The following is a 14,889-nucleotide window of genomic DNA, read 5'->3' as shown; positions in this document are numbered from 1 at the left end:
GCGAAGAAGGCGTTGACCATCCACCGGGATGAAAGTAACTTCCGGGCAGTGCCGTGACCTTGCATGAAATTTCCAGACATGCGAGGAGTTGGAGGAGACATGCGTCACCCGCGGTTCCTGGCCCTGGCGGCGGCGATGATTCTCAGCGTGGGGACGGCTCCGGCCGTACACGCTGACAGTGGTGAGGATCCGTGGATCCTCGGCAAGATCGCGAGCATGACCCTGGAGGAGAAGGTCGGGCAGCTGTTCGCGACGAACGTCTACGGCGAGAGCGGCGACACGACCGCCCCCGCCGACGTGGCGGCGAACCAGGCGATGTACGGCCCTGGCATCGAGAACGGCGACGACCTCATCGCGAGGTACAAGCCCGGCGCGATCCTCTATTTCCGCTGGTCGAACAACCTGCACGACCCCGTGAAGACGGCGGGCCTCTCCAACGACCTGCAGCGGGCGGCGCTGGCGCAGCCTGCGAGGATCCCGCTGCTGATCGCCACCGACCAGGAGCACGGCGCCGTCTACCGGCTCGACGAGCCGTTCACCGCGTTCCCCGGGCAGATGGCGCTCGGCGCGACCCGCAGCGCGGGCCACGCGCTCACCGCGGGCAAGGTCACCGGCCGGGAGCTGGCCGCGCTCGGCATCAACCAGGACTACGCGCCGGTCGCCGACGTCAACGTCGACCCGCGCAACCCGGTGATCGGCGTGCGCTCGTTCGGCGAGGACACCGGGCTCGTGTCGGAGCTGACCCGGGTCTCCGTCCGCGGCCTGCAGCAGGGCGGCGTCTCGGCGGCCGTCAAGCACTTCCCCGGCCACGGCGACACGGTCAACGACAGCCACAACAGCGTGCCGTGGATCTTCCACACGAGGGAGCAGTGGGAGCGGATCGACGCGCCGCCGTTCCGGGCCGGCATCGCCGCCGGCGCCGACATGATCATGACGGCGCACGTCGTCATGCCGTACCTGCAGAGCGACTGCGACGTGCAGACCCAGGTGGGCTGCGACCCCGCGACGCTCGACCGGGAGATCATGACCGGGCTGCTGCGCGAGGAGCTCGGCTACGACGGCGTCGTGGTCACCGACTCGCTGTCGATGCAGGGGGTGCGCGACAAGTACGGCGACGACCGGGTGCCGGTGCTCGCGCTCAAGGCCGGGGTCGACATGCTGATGATCGTCGACGACCCGGCGAGCACGATCTCCTTCGACGTCGCCTACAACGCCGTCCTGAACGCCGTCCGCTCCGGCGAGCTGACCGAGGAGCGCGTCGACGAGTCCGTCCACCGGATCCTGCGGCTGAAGAAGCAGCGCGGCTTCTTCGACGGCGACCAGCAGGTCGACGAGGGCAAGGTGCTCCAGCGGCTCGGCTCCCCCGCGCACCAGGCGCTCGCTCGCGCGGTCGCCGACCACAGCGTGACGCTCGTACGGAACGACTCCGGCGCGTTGCCGCTGACGGACACCGGGCAGCGGGTGCTGGTGACCGGCTACCGCAACGTCGCGCCGCCGTCCGTCAAGATTCCGCCGGCCGAACGGCTGGCCGAGGCGATCGGCGATCTCGGGGTCACCACGGAGCTGTTCGAGACGGGGACGAGCCCGAGCGCGGCCACCGTCGCCGCCGCGGCGGCCAGGGCCCGTGCCAGCGACGTCGTGGTGGTCACCACGGTGAACACCGCCGGCTCGGCGCCCCAGCGCAATCTCGTCAACGCCCTCCTCGCCACCGGCAAGCCCGTCGTCGTCGTGGCCGCCCGCAACCCGTACGACGTCGCGGACTTCCCCGGCGCTGCGGCGTTCCTCGCGACGTACTCGTGGGAGCGGCCCGCGATGCAGGCCGCGGCGCGGGTACTGTTCGGCCGGAGCGACCCCACGGGCAGACTGCCGGTGACGATCCCGGCAACCGACGGCTCGGTCCTCTATCCGTACGGACACAGCCTGAGTTATCGATCCTCCCCAGGACGGAGCAGCACCTGATGAGCACTTTCTTCTCGCGACGGGCGATCCTGTCGACCTCGGCCGTCGCCGTGGCCGGCACGGGCGTGGGCCTGCCGTCGCTCGACCGCCGTCCGCGGCCGGCCAAGCTGCGCACGGGTGTCGAGGTCCTGATGGCCGACGACTACCGGCTCGTACGGGGCCAGAAGGTCGGCATCGTGACCAACCCGACCGGGATCCTGCCGGATCTCGGCCACGAGGTGGACGTCATGGCCGCCAGTGACGACATCGACCTCGTCGCGGTGTTCGGCCCCGAGCACGGCTTCCGCGGCACGGCCCAGGCCGGCGGCTCCGAAGGCTTCTACGTGGACGAGCAGACCGGGCTGCCGGTCTATGACACGTACCTGCAGAGCGGCCAGGCGCTGGCCGACATCTTCACCAGGTCGGGCGTGGACACGATCATGTTCGACATCCAGGACGTGGGCGCCCGCTTCTACACCTACATCTGGACGATGTTCGACTCCCTGCAGGCGGCGGCGCTGGCGGGCAAGCGGTTCGTCGTCCTCGACCGGCCCAACCCGATCACCGGCCGCCGGGCCTACGGGCCGATCATGACACCGCCGTTCGCCACGTTCGTGGGCCGGGAGGCCATCTCCCAGGCGCACGGCATGACCGTCGCCGAGCTGGCGCGGCTGTTCAACGCCGAGTTCCTGGACCGGCCGGCCGAGCTCGAGGTCGTGGAGATGCGCGGCTGGAAGCCGGACATGACGTACGAGGAGACCGGCCTGCCCTGGGTCATGCCGTCGCCGAACATGCCGACGGTGGACACCGCGTTCGTCTACCCGGGCACCGGCATGTTCGAGGGCACCAACCTGTCGGAGGGACGCGGCACCACCCGGCCCTTCGAGCTGATCGGCGCCCCGTACGTCGACCATCGGTGGGCGGACGCGCTCAACGAGCTGGACCTGCCCGGCGCCGCGTTCCGGCTCTCCTACTTCACGCCCACGTTCTCCAAGCACGCGAACACGCTGTGCGGCGGGGTGCAGGTGTACGTCACGGACCGGGAGGCGTTCGACCCGGTCAGGACGGGCGTCGCGATGATCGCCACGGCCAAGCGGCTCTACCCGGGCGGCTTCGCCTGGCGCTACGACACCTCCGACCCGCAGCGGCCGTACTGGATCGACAAGCTGACCGGCTCGCCCCAGGTCCGTACCGACATCGACGCCGGCAAGGACCTGGACGAGGTCGAGGCCGGCTGGGCCGGCCCGCTGAGGACGTTCACCGAGCTGCGCGAGAAGCACCTGATCTACCGTCGCTAGCGGGTGGCCGGTGGACCAGGCGGCGGCGCGGCCGGCATGGTCGCTCTCGTACATGAGCATGCTCCCGGCCGCCACCCTGCGCGCACCGCGTTAGAGATCCTGTCCCCGGTGGACCATGGCGGTGATGTCGCGGAAGAGGCGGTCGCAGGCGGCGGTCGCCTCGGGGCTCGTGTCCTGGATGAAGCCGTGCGTCAGGCCGGGCTCGCGCCGGTGGGTCACCCGGACGCCGGCCTGGGCGAGACGGCGGGCGTAGGCGTCGCCTTCGTCGCGCAGGGTGTCGTGCTCGGCTGTCACGACGAGCGCGTCCGGCAGGCCGGACAGATGGGGCACGAGCAGCGGGCTGGCGCCGGCCCGGTCCGCGTGCTCGGGGATCCAGAGGGAGAGCGCCCAGCGGAGGAAGGCGGCGTCGGGTTCGAGGCCGCCCTCCAGGATGCTCGGCTGCGACAGCGTCAGGTCGGTGTTGGGGCAGAGAAGGATCTGCGCGGCGGGCAGCGGCTCGCCTTCGTCGCGCAGCCGCAGGCAGGCGAGGGTGGCCAGGTGGGCGCCGGCGCTGTCTCCGGCCACCGCGACCGGCCGGGAGCGGCGCAGCACCGCGGCCACGTCGTCCACGGCCGCCGGGTACGGGTGCTCGGGCGCGCGCCGGTAGCCGACGGACAGCACCTCGACGTCGCAGGCGCGGGCGATGAGCCGGCTGGCCCGGTCGTGGGTGTCCAGGTCACCCATGACGAACGCGCCGCCGTGCGCGTAAAGTACCCCGACGGCGCGACGAACCGCAGCGCGGCGCAGGCACGCCTGAGTTCGCTGCACCAGGCGGTGGCGGCGGCGGCGAGGGACCAAGGCCAGACCGGCGGCTGGGCGGACCAGGACGACGAGGTGCTGCGTAACCAGGGCCGCGCGTCCGCAGGCACCGGCCGCGCCATCGCCGGCAAGGTCGTCCCCGCCCTGCCCGGTCTCACGGACCGGCTGGACGCGCAGGGCAGCCGCATCCTGGACGTCGGCACCGGCATCGCGGCTCTGGCGCTGGCCCTGGCGGAGGCGTTCCCCCGCGCCGAGGTCGTCGGCATTGACGTCATGGAGCGCGTGCTGGGACTGGCGCGCGAGGACCTGGCCGAGGCCGGCACCGAGGCCTCCGGCCGCGTCACCCTGCGCCACGCCGACGTCGTGGACGTGGCGGAGCAAGCCGCCTACGACCTGGTCTGGCTCCCCGCCCCCTTCCTGGCGGAGGCCGCCCTGACCCAGGCCATGCCGCGGCTGGCCGAGGCTCTGAAGCCGGGCGCCTGGGTCGTCGTGGGCACCAACCCGGCGGCCACCGCCCCCTTGCGCCGGGCCGTCGCCGACTGGCACGCCGTACGCAACGGCGGCAACGCCTACGACGCGGACCGGATGACGAAGACTCTCACCGCGTACGGCCTGCGGAATGTACGGCAGTTCCCCACGGTGCCGGGCGGGCCCGTGCTGGTCGCGGCACAACGCATCGGTGGCGACTCATAGGCGGGAACCTGGCCGTTACGCCATCGTGGAGGGCCGGCGCAGGGTGCGTGACAGGCCGAGCGCGGCCGTTCACACCGCCGGGGCGAGGTGGGCCGGCCGGAACTGTTCGCGCGGGACCGCCACCGACAGCGCCGCGACGGGCACGGTGCCGGAGAACACCGGTGCGGCGATGCAGCTGACCCCGAGCGCCGCTTCCTGCTGTTCCTCGTACGCGAGTCCGGACACCTGGGTTTGTTCGAGAGCCGTTCACAGGCGTATCGGGTCGGTGATCGAGAAGGAGGTCAGCCGCGGCAACGGATCGGCGAGGATCGCGTCCGCCACCTCGGGCCCGGAGAACGCGAGCAGGGCCTTGCCGATCGCGGTGCAGGTGAGCGGCAGCCTGCCGCCGATCCTGGACGGCAAGGGGACGGCGTCGTGACCGTGGATGCGTTCGAGGTACACGACGTGACGGTCGTCGCGGATGCCGAAGTGGACGGTCTGGCGGGTGCTTTCGAACAGGTCCTGCAGGAACGGCAGCGCGGTCTCGCGGAGGTCGTGCCGGCGAGGCACGAGCGATCCCAGATCGAACAGCGTGCCGCCCAGCCGGTAACGCTGCCCTTCGTGTTCGAGCAGGCCGAGCCGGACGATGATCTCCACCGCGTCCGGTACGCGCGCGGCAGCATCACCGCTTTCATGCCCGGCTGCCACGGCGGCACCGTCACCACACCGAGCACCGGCGGCCGTACCGGCACCGCACCGGCCACGCCGATCCCGGCCGTTTCCACGGGCTCACCGACCAGTTCGGCTGCCTCGCCCAAGGTCTCCTCCAGGGTGCGCACGGCGGTGCGCAGTCTGCCCATGGTGGCCGCGGCGTTGATGCCATGCCCAGTCACGTCGCCGACGACCAGGGCGATGCGGGCGCCGGGCAGGTGGATGGCGTCGTACCAGTCGCCTCCCACCCCCTCGTGCGTGCCGGAGGGCAGGTAACGCGAGGCCACCTCGACGGTGCCGGTGCCGCACAGGTCGTGCGGCAGCAGGTCACGCTGCAGCGCGAGCGCGGTCAACCGCTCGCGCGTGTACCGGCGCGCGTTGTCCAGGCTCAGCGCGGCCCGCGTGACGAGTTCCTCGGCCAGCAGCAGGTCGTCCCTGATGAACGGCGCCGGGTTGGAGGTGCGCCCGAACACCGCGACGCCGAGCACGTCGCCGCGCGCCTGCAGCGGAATGACGATCAGCGAGTGCATGCCGGTGGCGTGGACGGTCCGCGCCCGGTCGGGGTCCAGATCCAGCCAGGTGCCGGGCGAGGTGTCCAGCACGGGCTCGAAGTGCGGCCGGCGCGAGCGCAGCACCTCCATGAACGGTGATCCCGGCGGCACGAACACGGTCTCCTGGCGCTCCCAAGACGACTGGGGCGTCCCGTCGTGCACCGAGGCCACGCCGGCCCGCCGGAAAACGGGGATGCCGGACTCTGCCGCGGCCGGCCGCGGCAGCGGCTCTTCGCCGGGCAGCATCGCCTCCGGCAAATCGATGGTCACGTGGTCGGCCAGGACCGGAATGGCCAGCTCGGCCAGCTCCTGGGCGGTTTTCGTGACGTCCAGCGTGCTGCCGAGCCGGACGCTGGCCTCGCGCAGCAGGTCGAGGTGATCGCGCGCCTGGCTGTTGCTGAAATCCAAGGCCACCGAGCACACGCCCAGCGGCCGTCCGTCCGCGCCCTCCAAAGGCAACAGTGAGATGGACAGCTCGCGCTCCTGACTCCCGTGGGACCAGCGGGCCTCACGGTCGATCACGGGCCGGCCGTCGGCCAGCACCTTGCGCATCGCGTCCTGCATCGCTTCCGTGTCGATCCCCTCGATGACCTCGGTCAGGGAGCGGCCGACCCGGTAGTACGGGTAGCCGTCGCTGAGCTTCTCGGCCGCCTCGTTCATCCAGACGCAGCGCAGGTTCCTGTCCCAGATGGCCATGGCGACGGGGAAGCTGCTGATGAGCGACTCCAGCAGGGCGCCGGTGCCGGTGGACGGGTCGATGGTGGCCGGGATCGCCAACACCAGCCAGAATTCCTGCTGGGCGCCGGCGTCGTCGTCCAGAGTGAGCGGGGCGGCCTCGGCTCGTACGATGACCACCTCGCCGTCCCGCCGCCGCACCTCCATCAATCCCGTCCGGGGCAGGTACGCGCGTTCGCCGTCGCGGTCGTGGCCGTCGAGCGAACAAAGTGAACCGATGGGGCGGCCGAGGATGTCGGCGGCGGGGTAGCCGGTGAGCTCCTCGGCGGCCTGGGTCCAGCCGATCACCGTGCCGGCATCGTCCACAACGGCGACCGCTGGGGTCGCCCCTCCACGGACGTTGCCTGCTGCTTTCATGCCATCACCCATCTCCGGTGGGGGACGAGTTCGCTTCCAGCATCACCCAGTAGCCGCGGCCTACCTGCGGTTATTCAAACATTGACCAATCTTTGTCGTGACATATAGGGCTATACGGTGCGGAGATGCAAGAGTTCGCCAAGCCCTGCCCAGTGCCGGGGTCCGGCTTAGCGCGGGGTATGGTTGATCGCTGGCGCCGTCCCGGAAACGACTGGGAGGGCTGGCCGCCTCGCGGCCGCAGTTGATGCCGAGCACCCGGCCGGCCTCGCGCATGATCACGTGGGCCGCCGCAGCGGCTCACCGGAGGCCTTCGGCCGTGGGCTGGCGTGAGCAGGGTGTACCCGCCCTCCTGCAGTAGCCGACCGGGGGCAACGTCATTGCCTGTACCTGGTGGCACGAGTATTACCGACACCCCTACTTCGCATACTGACCAAACAGGTCGGTAATATCCAAATCACTTAGAGTGATTGCTGGATTCGGCCTGCTGGGGGCGGGGCGGAGCGCCATGCGCGGGGGGCATGACTATGGCGCTGACAAGTATGGCTGGGCCGCTCAAGCCTGAGTGGTCCATCCGGGCGCGGTTGACGGCGTGGGCCACGTTGGTGGCGATGGCGCTGTGCGCGCTCACAGCCTGGTTCGTCCTGGACAGCAATTACAAGTCCGAGATGTCGGAGCGGTTCAGGCAGGTCTACGCCGCGGCCCTGCGCGTCTCACATCAGCTGGTACACCAGCGCGCGGTGCCGCCCGCCCTTGAGGACGAGGGAGTGTCCGCGATGCAGGTCATCGACCCCACTGGGAAAGTGGTGTCGGCCAGCTCCCAGGTGCAGGGTCAGCCACGGATGGCCACCTTCGTGCCGCCGCAGCGTCCTGGCGCCATGGACCGGGTGGTGTGCGACGTGCCCGGCTTTCCCAGCCAGTGCATGATCATCGCCGCGATGTGGGTCTACGCCCCTAGCGGCGACTTCATCGTCTACGGCGCTCTGCCGCCCCCTGCGCGGTACGGGAGCGCCACGCTCGTGGCAATGCTCGTGGCCGCATCGGTGATCTGGCTGTCCTTGGTGGCCTGGGGGACCTATCACATCGTCGGCCGGGCGCTGCGTCCCGTCGAGGCCATGACCGCCGAACTCGATGAGATCACCGCCACCGATTTGGCGCACCGCGTGCCCGTCCCGGCCCACCACGACGAGATCCGTTTCCTGGCCAAGACCGTCAACTACACGCTGCAACTGCTGGAGCGGGCTTTGCAGCAGGAGCGGCGCTTCACCTCCGACGCCTCCCACGACCTGCGCGCCCCCATGGCTGCCGCCCGCCTGCGCCTGGAAGAGGCGTTGACGGATCCGGGGACGGTGGACTGGCCAGGTATGGCGAAGGAACTGCTGAGCGACGTGGAACGCCAGCAGGCGATCGCCGACGACATCCTTGCCCTGGCTCGCCTGGACGCCGACCGCTCACCCCAGCACGAACGCAACGATCTGGCGGAGTTGGCCCGCACCGAGCTCCAGCACCGCCCGCCCGGCCGGGTCCCGATCCACGCAGACCTGGAGTCGGGCGTGTTCGTCGCTTGCGACCGGCAGCTGATATGCAGGCTGCTGACCAACCTGCTGGACAACGCCCAGCGCCACGCCGCCACCGCCGCCACCGTCGCCGTCAGGGCCGAGGACGGCACCGGAGTGCTGGCAGTCGCCGACGACGGCGCCGGCATCGCCCCCGAGCACCGCGAACTCGTCTTCGAACGCTTCGTCCGGCTGCCCGAATCACGCGCCCGCGACCCGAAAGGAACCGGCCTCGGCCTGCCCATCTGCCGCGAGATCGCCCACGCCCACCAAGGCACCCTGACCATCGAAGACCCGGGCCAAGGGACTTGTTTCGTGCTGCGCGTGCCCCTGCTGAACTGATCCTGCCGTCACCAGCAGGCCGCCGGCTGATTTCCGGCGAACTTGGTCTGTCCCCAGCAAGGAGACCCGGTCGATCAGGCCACCGTCCGGGGCCGAGCGATCCAGGAATGGCCCGCGCTACTCTTCTGCTCGAATATGTGTTCGATCAGTGGAGGGGTCATGGCTGCGAAGGAGCCTGCGCCTCAGCCGGTTGAACTGATGCCTGACGGAGGCGGTTGGTTGCACCGCATCCGCGTTGACCCCCAGGGGAAAGGTGAGGGTCTGGTGTCATGGGTAGAGACCGTCTCGGGCTATCGGGAATGCGCGGACAGCGGCACCTCGGCGGAGTTGGCGCACCCGTGATCGGCGGTTGGCCTACACTCGGCGCGCATGCGAATGAAGACGATCTTCGTTCTCCTCGCCGTGTACGCCGTCACGGCGGCGCCCGCCTTCGTGCCCGGCGAGTGGCGGGTGATCGTTCAGCCGGCCGCCGACGACGCGGTCGAGGTGTACTACGAGGTCGTCTCGCCCGTGCTGCTCAGGACCTACGACGGCATCGAGACGTTCAACCGGGCGCAGATCGTCGCGGAGGAGCGGGCCGAGACGCACCCGTACGATCTGGCTCCCCCGTACATCGCGCACGGCGGCTCGTACCGGCTCGTCGTCCCCTACGTCACCCCGCGCGGACGCGAGCTGGCCTCCCGTACGGTCTCCGGCGCGTACTGGTCCGCGGGGAGACGGATCGCCTTCTCGATCGAACCGGTGCCCCTGCCGGTCGAGAACAGCCAGGCGGCGCTGAAGAGCGTGATGACGAAAGACGGGCCGATCAGCGAACCCGCCGCGCTCGGCATGGGGATCTACCCGGAGCTCAACCGGGTCGTCGTCGAGGTGAACGCCTTCGACCAGGCGCTGCGCCGCAGACTGGCCGAGCGGTACGGCGGACTCGTCGCCGTCGAATGGAGTCCCTTCGGTGAACGTGACCAACTGATGTGAGCGTGCCTCAGTCGAAGGGGCGGACGATCTGGTCGAGGGCCTCGTGGGTGAGGTCGCGCAGCGGGCGGGTCTCGTGTTCGGCGCACCACCACTGCGTGGCCACGCGCAGGCCGGCCAGGAAGGCGGCAGTGATCATCTCGGGGCTGACGTCGCCGGCCTGTTCGCGCTCGGCCACCGCCAGGCTGAGCTCGCTCTCCAGCCGGAACCTGCTGGCGAGCTGACGTGCCAGCAGCGACGGGTGCCGCAGGGCCAGGCGGGTGCGCAGGTGCAGCTCGCGGTCGGCGTCGCCGTACTCGTCGAAGAGGCTGTCCAGCGCGCCGCGCAGCGCGCGCCACGCCGCCAGCCCGGCCGGCTGCTCGCGCACGCGCTGCACCAGCGTGTGCAGGGTCTGCTCGTCGCCGTAGAGCAGGGCGTCCTCCTTGCCGGCGAAGTAGTTGGAGAACGTCCGGCGGGAGATGTTGGCGGCGTCCGCGATCGCCTCGACGGTGACGTTGTCGAAGCCGTGCTCAAGGGTGAGCCGGAGAGCGGCCTCGTGCACCGCCTGCCGTGTTTCGGCCTTTTTGCGCTCGCGCAACCCTGCTGTACTGCTCATGGTGCGTACGAGCTTACCCAATGGGAATAAATGCTCAATGCGCAAGTTTGCTCCATGGGCATGTAAGGTGTCCAGGTTGCATCCCCCTTGTTCCTGATCGGAGTTCGCGTGAGCGCACAACCGGCAGCGCCGTCCACGGCGGAGCCGATGACTCACCGCCAAGTCCTCGAAGCCCTCAGCGGCTTGCTGCTCGTCCTGTTCGTCGCCATGATCAGCGCCACGATCGTCTCGGTCGCGCTGCCGCAGATCATCGGTGCCCTGGACGGGACCCAGTCCCAGTACACCTGGGTCGTCACCGCGTCCCTGCTGGCCTCCACCGCCTCCACGCCCATCTGGGGCAAGCTCGCCGACCTGTTCGACAAGAAGCTGTTGCTCCAGATCGCCATCGTGATCTTCATGGTCGCCTCGCTGGCCTGCGGCTTCGCCCAGAACACCGGCCAGCTCATCGCCTTCCGCGCGGTCCAGGGCCTGGGCATGGGCGCCCTGCAGATCCTCACGCAGGTCGTGCTCGCCGCCATGATCACGCCCAAGGAGCGCGGCCGCTACAACGGTTACCTCGGCGCCGTCATGGCCGTCGCCACGGTCGGCGGGCCGCTGCTCGGCGGGCTCATCGCCGACACCTCGTGGCTCGGCTGGCGCTGGTGCTTCTTCATCGCCGTGCCGTTCACCATCGCGGCCTTCGGGCTGCTCGCCAAGACCCTGCACCTGCCGACCGTGCGCCGCTCCGACGTCAGCATCGACTACTGGGGCGCCACCCTCATCGCGGCCGGCGTCAGCGTCCTGCTCATCTGGGTCACCTTCGTCGGCAACGACTTCGACTGGCTGTCCTGGCAGACCGCGGCCATGGTGATCGGCGGCCTGCTGCTGCTCGCGGTGGCCACGTGGGTGGAGTCGAAGGTGCGCGAGCCCGTCGTGCCGCTGCACGTCATCAGCCGCCGTACGCCGGCGTTCGCCATCCTGGCCAGCCTCGCGGTCGGCATGGCCATGTTCGGCGGCTCCGTCTTCCTCGGCCAGTACTTCCAGATCGGCCGCGGGTACGGCCCCACCGCCGCCGGCCTGATGACCATCCCCATGATGATCGGCGTGCTGCTGTCCTCCACCATCAGCGGCAAGATGGTCTCCAGGAGCGGCCGGACGAAGCCGTACATCCTGGTCGGGCTCGTCGTGCTGCTGGCCGGGTTCGCCGGGCTGGCCGCGATCGACCACGAGACGACTCTGGTGCTGGTGTCGGCGTACATGCTGCTGGTCGGCATCGGAGTCGGCATGTCCATGCAGAACCTCGTCCTGGTCATCCAGAACACCGTCCCGCTCAGTGAGATCGGCGCCGCGAGCGGCGCGATCACGTTCTTCCGCTCGCTCGGCGGCACCGTCGGCGTCTCGGTGCTCGGCGCCGTGCTGGCCAACCGGGTCGCCTCCGACATCGCCGCGGGCCTGGCCAAGGCCGGCATCCCGGTCACCGGGGACGCGGCGGCGGCCAGTGGCAGCCTGAACATCGCCGCCCTGCCCGAGCCCATCAAGCAGATCGTCAGGGCCGCGTACGGCGAGGCCACCGGCCACATCTTCCTCATCTCGGCGGGCATCGCCGTCGTGGGCCTGCTGGCCGCGGCGTTCCTCAAGCCCGCCCGGTTGCGCGACAGCCTCGACCTGCCCGCGCCGAACCCGAAGCAGGAGACCGCGTCCACCAGCGCGTGATCTCCGCCACGCCGGAAGGCCGCGTCCCCGTATCGCCCCGGAGACGCGGCCTTCCGCTTCAGCGCACCGCCGCACGCCCGCGGCGCACTCGCGGAAAACTTGCAACTTCACTTATAAGTTTAATAATCTTGGAGATGCACGATGTAGGTCTTCGGCTCCGAGGGAGACACGCATGGACTTCGGTCCGCCCATCCTTCGCGTCGTGCTGGGGGCGCTGCTGGCCGGTCACGGGCTGCAGAAGCTGTTCGGCTGGTTCGGCGGTCACGGTCTCGCGGGCACGGCGTCGTTCTTCGACTCGGCCGGCTTCCGGCCGGGGCGGCGGCCGGCGCCGCTGGCCGGGCTCACCGAGACGCTGGGCGGCGTGCTGCTGATCGCCGGTCTCCTGACGCCGCCGGCGTCCGCGATGGTGATCGGCGTGATGCTCGCGGCCTGCGCGGTTCATCTGTCCAGCGGTCTGTGGAACACCGAGGGCGGGGTCGTTTGACGACGCACCCGGCCGGTCGGTGAGACGCCGACCGGCCCCGGACGGGCAGGCCGGCGAGCGGCGCCGCCGGCGCGGAAGGAGAGACGATGTTCGGCGTTCAGGCAGACGAGCCCCGGATCAGGCGGTCGCCGGCCGGTCTGTTCGTCGTCGACAGCGGCAAGGAGCCTGACGAGCGGGCCGGCCAGGGGCGCGGCGACACCACGTCGCCGCCGCGCAAGGAGATGTGGCCCGCGGCGGAGCTGGCCGCCATGGCCCGGCAGGACAAGCTCGTCCGGCTGGCGACGACGGTCCGGCACCTGTGCGGCGAGCTGCGCGAGATGACCCTCGACGACCAGGCCCGCGAACGCCTGGGCACGCTGTACGAGCGGATCAGCGCGGAGATCGCCGACGTGCTGCCGCCCGAGCTGCGCGCGGAGCTGGACGCGCTGCGCCCGTCCCTGAACGGCCGCCCGACCCACGCCGAGCTGCGCATCGCGCACGCGCAGCTGCTGGGCTGGGTGGAGGGCCTGTGGCACGGCGTGCAGGTCGCGATGAACCTCCACCGCGCCGGCCTCGCCCAGCAGGTACGCGCCCTGCGGCCCAGGAGACCCCGACCGGGAGATCCCGCGCGCTGAGCGTCAGGAGGGCAGCTCCTTCAGCAGGTCCTCGGCGAGCACCGTGTCGAGCTGCAGCTCGCGGTAGCCGGCCTCCTCGAACAACACCGTCAGCCGGTCCTCGCCGCGCTGGATGACCTGGCCGGCGCCCCAGCTGCGATGCTCCACCCGGGCGTGCAGCGGGAACGGGCCCGTCTCCGACTCCCGCCGCTGCTGCTCGGCCGTGCCCGCGCGGCAGGTGTCGCAGTTGCCGCACGGCTCCGCGAGCTCCTCGCCGAAGTACCCCAGCAGGAAACGACGCCGGCAGTCGGCCGTCTCGGCGTAGCGGCGCATCATCTCCAGCCGGGTACGTTCGACGTCCCGGCGGCGCTCGGCCAGCTCACGGGCGATCCCGGCCGCCTCCCGCGGGTCCGGAGCGCCGGGTGCGGGGTCGATCCGCCGCGCGCCCAGCCGTACGGAACCGGCCCGTTCCAGCAGGTCGAGCAGCTTCGTCAGCCGCCGCGCCGACAGGCCGGTACGCTCGCCCAGCCCCTTGCGCGTGCTCCCGGGCCCGCAGGCCGCCACCGCCTCGGCCACCCGCGCCAGCGTCTCCTCGTCGGGCGCGCCGCCGGTGAAGTAACGCTGCAGCCCCAGGTCCTCCTGCCGGTAGAACAGCACCGCGCCGGCCGGCTCGCCGTCGCGGCCCGCCCGGCCGATCTCCTGGTAGTACGCGTCCGGCGATCCCGGCGTCTGCGCGTGGTAGACGAACCGCACGTCCGGCTTGTCGATCCCCATGCCGAACGCGCTGGTCGCCACCACCACGTCCACGTCCCCGTCCATGAACCGCCCGTGCACCTCGTCGCGCTCGGCCCGCCGCATCCCCGCGTGGTACGCCGCCGCCCCGCACGCCCCGCTCGCCGAGCAGCCCGCTCAGCCGGGTCGTCTGCCTGCGCACGGCCGTGTAGACGATCCCCGGCCCCCGCTCGGCCGCGACGCCGGCGACGATGTCGCCGGCGGGGTCGTCCAGCGCCCGGCGCACCTCCAGCCGGATGTTCGGCCGGTCGAACCCCTGGACGACCTCCAGCGGATCGCGCAGCCCCAGCCGCTCGGCGATCTCCGCCCGCACCGGCGGGGCGGCGGTCGCGGTCAGGGCCGCGATCACCGGCCGCTCCAGCGCCTCGGCCGCCGCGCCGAGCCGCAGGTAGTCGGGCCGGAAGTCGTGCCCCCACGCCGAGACGCAGTGCGCCTCGTCCACCACCATGAGCGACGGGCGCGCGGCGGCCAGCTCGCCGAGCACGTCGGGGTTGGCCAGCTGCTCCGGCGCGCAGAACAGGAACTCCGTCCGCCCGGCACGCAGCGACTGGAACGCCGCCGCCCGCGTGCCCGCTGCGGTGCCGGCGTCCAGGCGCACCGCGTCCTCGTCGCGCTCGCGCAGCGCCTCGACCTGGTCGCGCTGCAGGGCGATCAGCGGCGAGACCACCAGGGTCGGTCCCTCCAGCAGCAGGGCGGGAACCTGGTAGATCGCCGACTTGCCGCCGCCCGTCGGCATCACCACCAGCGCGTCGCGTCCCTCGGCCAGTGCCGTCATCGCGGTCAGCTGGCCGGGCCGCAGCTCGGTCAGG

12 protein-coding genes and 3 pseudogenes are annotated in these 14,889 nt (G+C 71.0%); 9 read left to right on the top strand and 6 right to left on the bottom strand.

All coding sequences use genetic code 11. From position 1 onward, the window contains the following. The first annotated feature begins 99 nt into the window (after positions 1–99). Together E1286_RS09605 and E1286_RS09600 are read left to right on the top strand one after the other, a co-directional pair. A complete protein-coding gene (locus E1286_RS09605) occupies positions 100–1,959 on the top strand; it encodes a glycoside hydrolase family 3 protein (protein WP_165969664.1) in 1,860 nt (619 codons plus the stop codon). Further along, complete coding sequence (locus E1286_RS09600; RefSeq protein ID WP_132610822.1) at positions 1,959–3,236, top strand: exo-beta-N-acetylmuramidase NamZ family protein; 1,278 nt, start codon at positions 1,959–1,961, stop codon at positions 3,234–3,236. The genes E1286_RS09605 and E1286_RS09600 overlap by 1 nt, the downstream gene beginning before the upstream one ends. A 90-nt stretch (positions 3,237–3,326) precedes the next feature. On the opposite strand, the gene E1286_RS09595 is transcribed toward E1286_RS09600, so the two are convergent. Then, a complete protein-coding gene (locus E1286_RS09595; RefSeq protein WP_132610820.1) occupies positions 3,327–3,959 on the bottom strand; it encodes an alpha/beta hydrolase in 633 nt (210 codons plus the stop codon). 15 nt (positions 3,960–3,974) lie between these two features. Here E1286_RS09595 and E1286_RS09590 point away from each other — a divergent pair, with 15 nt between their 5' ends. Beyond that, entirely contained in the window at positions 3,975–4,727 is a 753-nt protein-coding gene (locus tag E1286_RS09590; RefSeq protein ID WP_223189765.1) for a class I SAM-dependent methyltransferase, read from the top strand. Between the two features lie 69 nt (positions 4,728–4,796). Here the strand turns inward: E1286_RS09590 and E1286_RS51975 are convergent. Then, positions 4,797–5,276 (bottom strand): annotated as a pseudogene (locus E1286_RS51975) (IclR family transcriptional regulator). Between the two features lie 239 nt (positions 5,277–5,515). Next, positions 5,516–7,060 (bottom strand): annotated as a pseudogene (locus tag E1286_RS51210) (SpoIIE family protein phosphatase); the annotation flags it as partial. Positions 7,061–7,641: 581 nt separating this feature from the next. Between E1286_RS51210 and E1286_RS09575 the strand changes: the two are divergent. Both E1286_RS09575 and E1286_RS09570 read left to right on the top strand, forming a co-directional pair. Further along, positions 7,642–8,955 (top strand): sensor histidine kinase, encoded by a 1,314-nt coding sequence (locus E1286_RS09575; protein ID WP_223189762.1) that lies wholly within the window; start codon positions 7,642–7,644, stop codon positions 8,953–8,955. Between the two features lie 369 nt (positions 8,956–9,324). After that, complete coding sequence (locus tag E1286_RS09570) at positions 9,325–9,927, top strand: hypothetical protein (protein WP_132610812.1); 603 nt, start codon at positions 9,325–9,327, stop codon at positions 9,925–9,927. Between the two features lie 7 nt (positions 9,928–9,934). On the opposite strand, the gene E1286_RS09565 is transcribed toward E1286_RS09570, so the two are convergent. Next, positions 9,935–10,519: a TetR/AcrR family transcriptional regulator gene (locus E1286_RS09565; RefSeq protein WP_132610810.1), complete on the bottom strand. Its 585-nt coding sequence runs from the start codon at positions 10,517–10,519 to the stop codon at positions 9,935–9,937. A 147-nt stretch (positions 10,520–10,666) separates the two neighbouring features. On the opposite strand from E1286_RS09565, the gene E1286_RS09560 reads away from it, so the two are divergent. The 3 genes from E1286_RS09560 to E1286_RS09550 all read left to right on the top strand — a co-directional run bounded on the left by E1286_RS09560 (position 10,667) and on the right by E1286_RS09550 (position 13,309). Then, positions 10,667–12,211 (top strand): MDR family MFS transporter, encoded by a 1,545-nt coding sequence (locus E1286_RS09560; protein WP_132610808.1) that lies wholly within the window; start codon positions 10,667–10,669, stop codon positions 12,209–12,211. A gap of 172 nt (positions 12,212–12,383) precedes the next feature. Then, positions 12,384–12,695: a DoxX family protein gene (locus E1286_RS09555; RefSeq protein WP_132610806.1), complete on the top strand. Its 312-nt coding sequence runs from the start codon at positions 12,384–12,386 to the stop codon at positions 12,693–12,695. An 86-nt stretch (positions 12,696–12,781) separates the two neighbouring features. After that, on the top strand, positions 12,782–13,309 hold the full coding sequence (locus E1286_RS09550) for a proteasome activator (protein WP_132610804.1): 528 nt from the start codon (positions 12,782–12,784) through the stop codon (positions 13,307–13,309). A 3-nt stretch (positions 13,310–13,312) separates the two neighbouring features. Here the strand turns inward: E1286_RS09550 and E1286_RS51710 are convergent, their stop codons facing one another. After that, positions 13,313–14,146 (bottom strand): DUF3553 domain-containing protein, encoded by an 834-nt coding sequence (locus E1286_RS51710; RefSeq protein ID WP_246074633.1) that lies wholly within the window; start codon positions 14,144–14,146, stop codon positions 13,313–13,315. A 125-nt stretch (positions 14,147–14,271) separates the two neighbouring features. Between E1286_RS51710 and E1286_RS49140 the strand changes: the two genes are divergently transcribed. Next, positions 14,272–14,472 carry a hypothetical protein gene (locus tag E1286_RS49140; RefSeq protein WP_223189761.1) on the top strand — a complete coding sequence of 67 codons (201 nt, stop codon included), beginning with the start codon at positions 14,272–14,274 and terminating at the stop codon, positions 14,470–14,472. On the opposite strand, the pseudogene E1286_RS51970 reads toward E1286_RS49140, so the two are convergent. Further along, positions 14,460–14,855: pseudogene (locus E1286_RS51970) on the bottom strand (DEAD/DEAH box helicase); the annotation flags it as partial. The gene E1286_RS49140 and the pseudogene E1286_RS51970 sit on opposite strands and share 13 nt — an antisense overlap. Positions 14,856–14,889: the final 34 nt, after the last annotated feature.

This window comes from Nonomuraea terrae (genome assembly GCF_004348995.1).
Lineage (GTDB): Bacteria > Actinomycetota > Actinomycetes > Streptosporangiales > Streptosporangiaceae > Nonomuraea > Nonomuraea terrae.
Note: the sequence above shows the minus strand (reverse complement) of the source record. Positions and strands in the feature narration are given on the sequence as shown.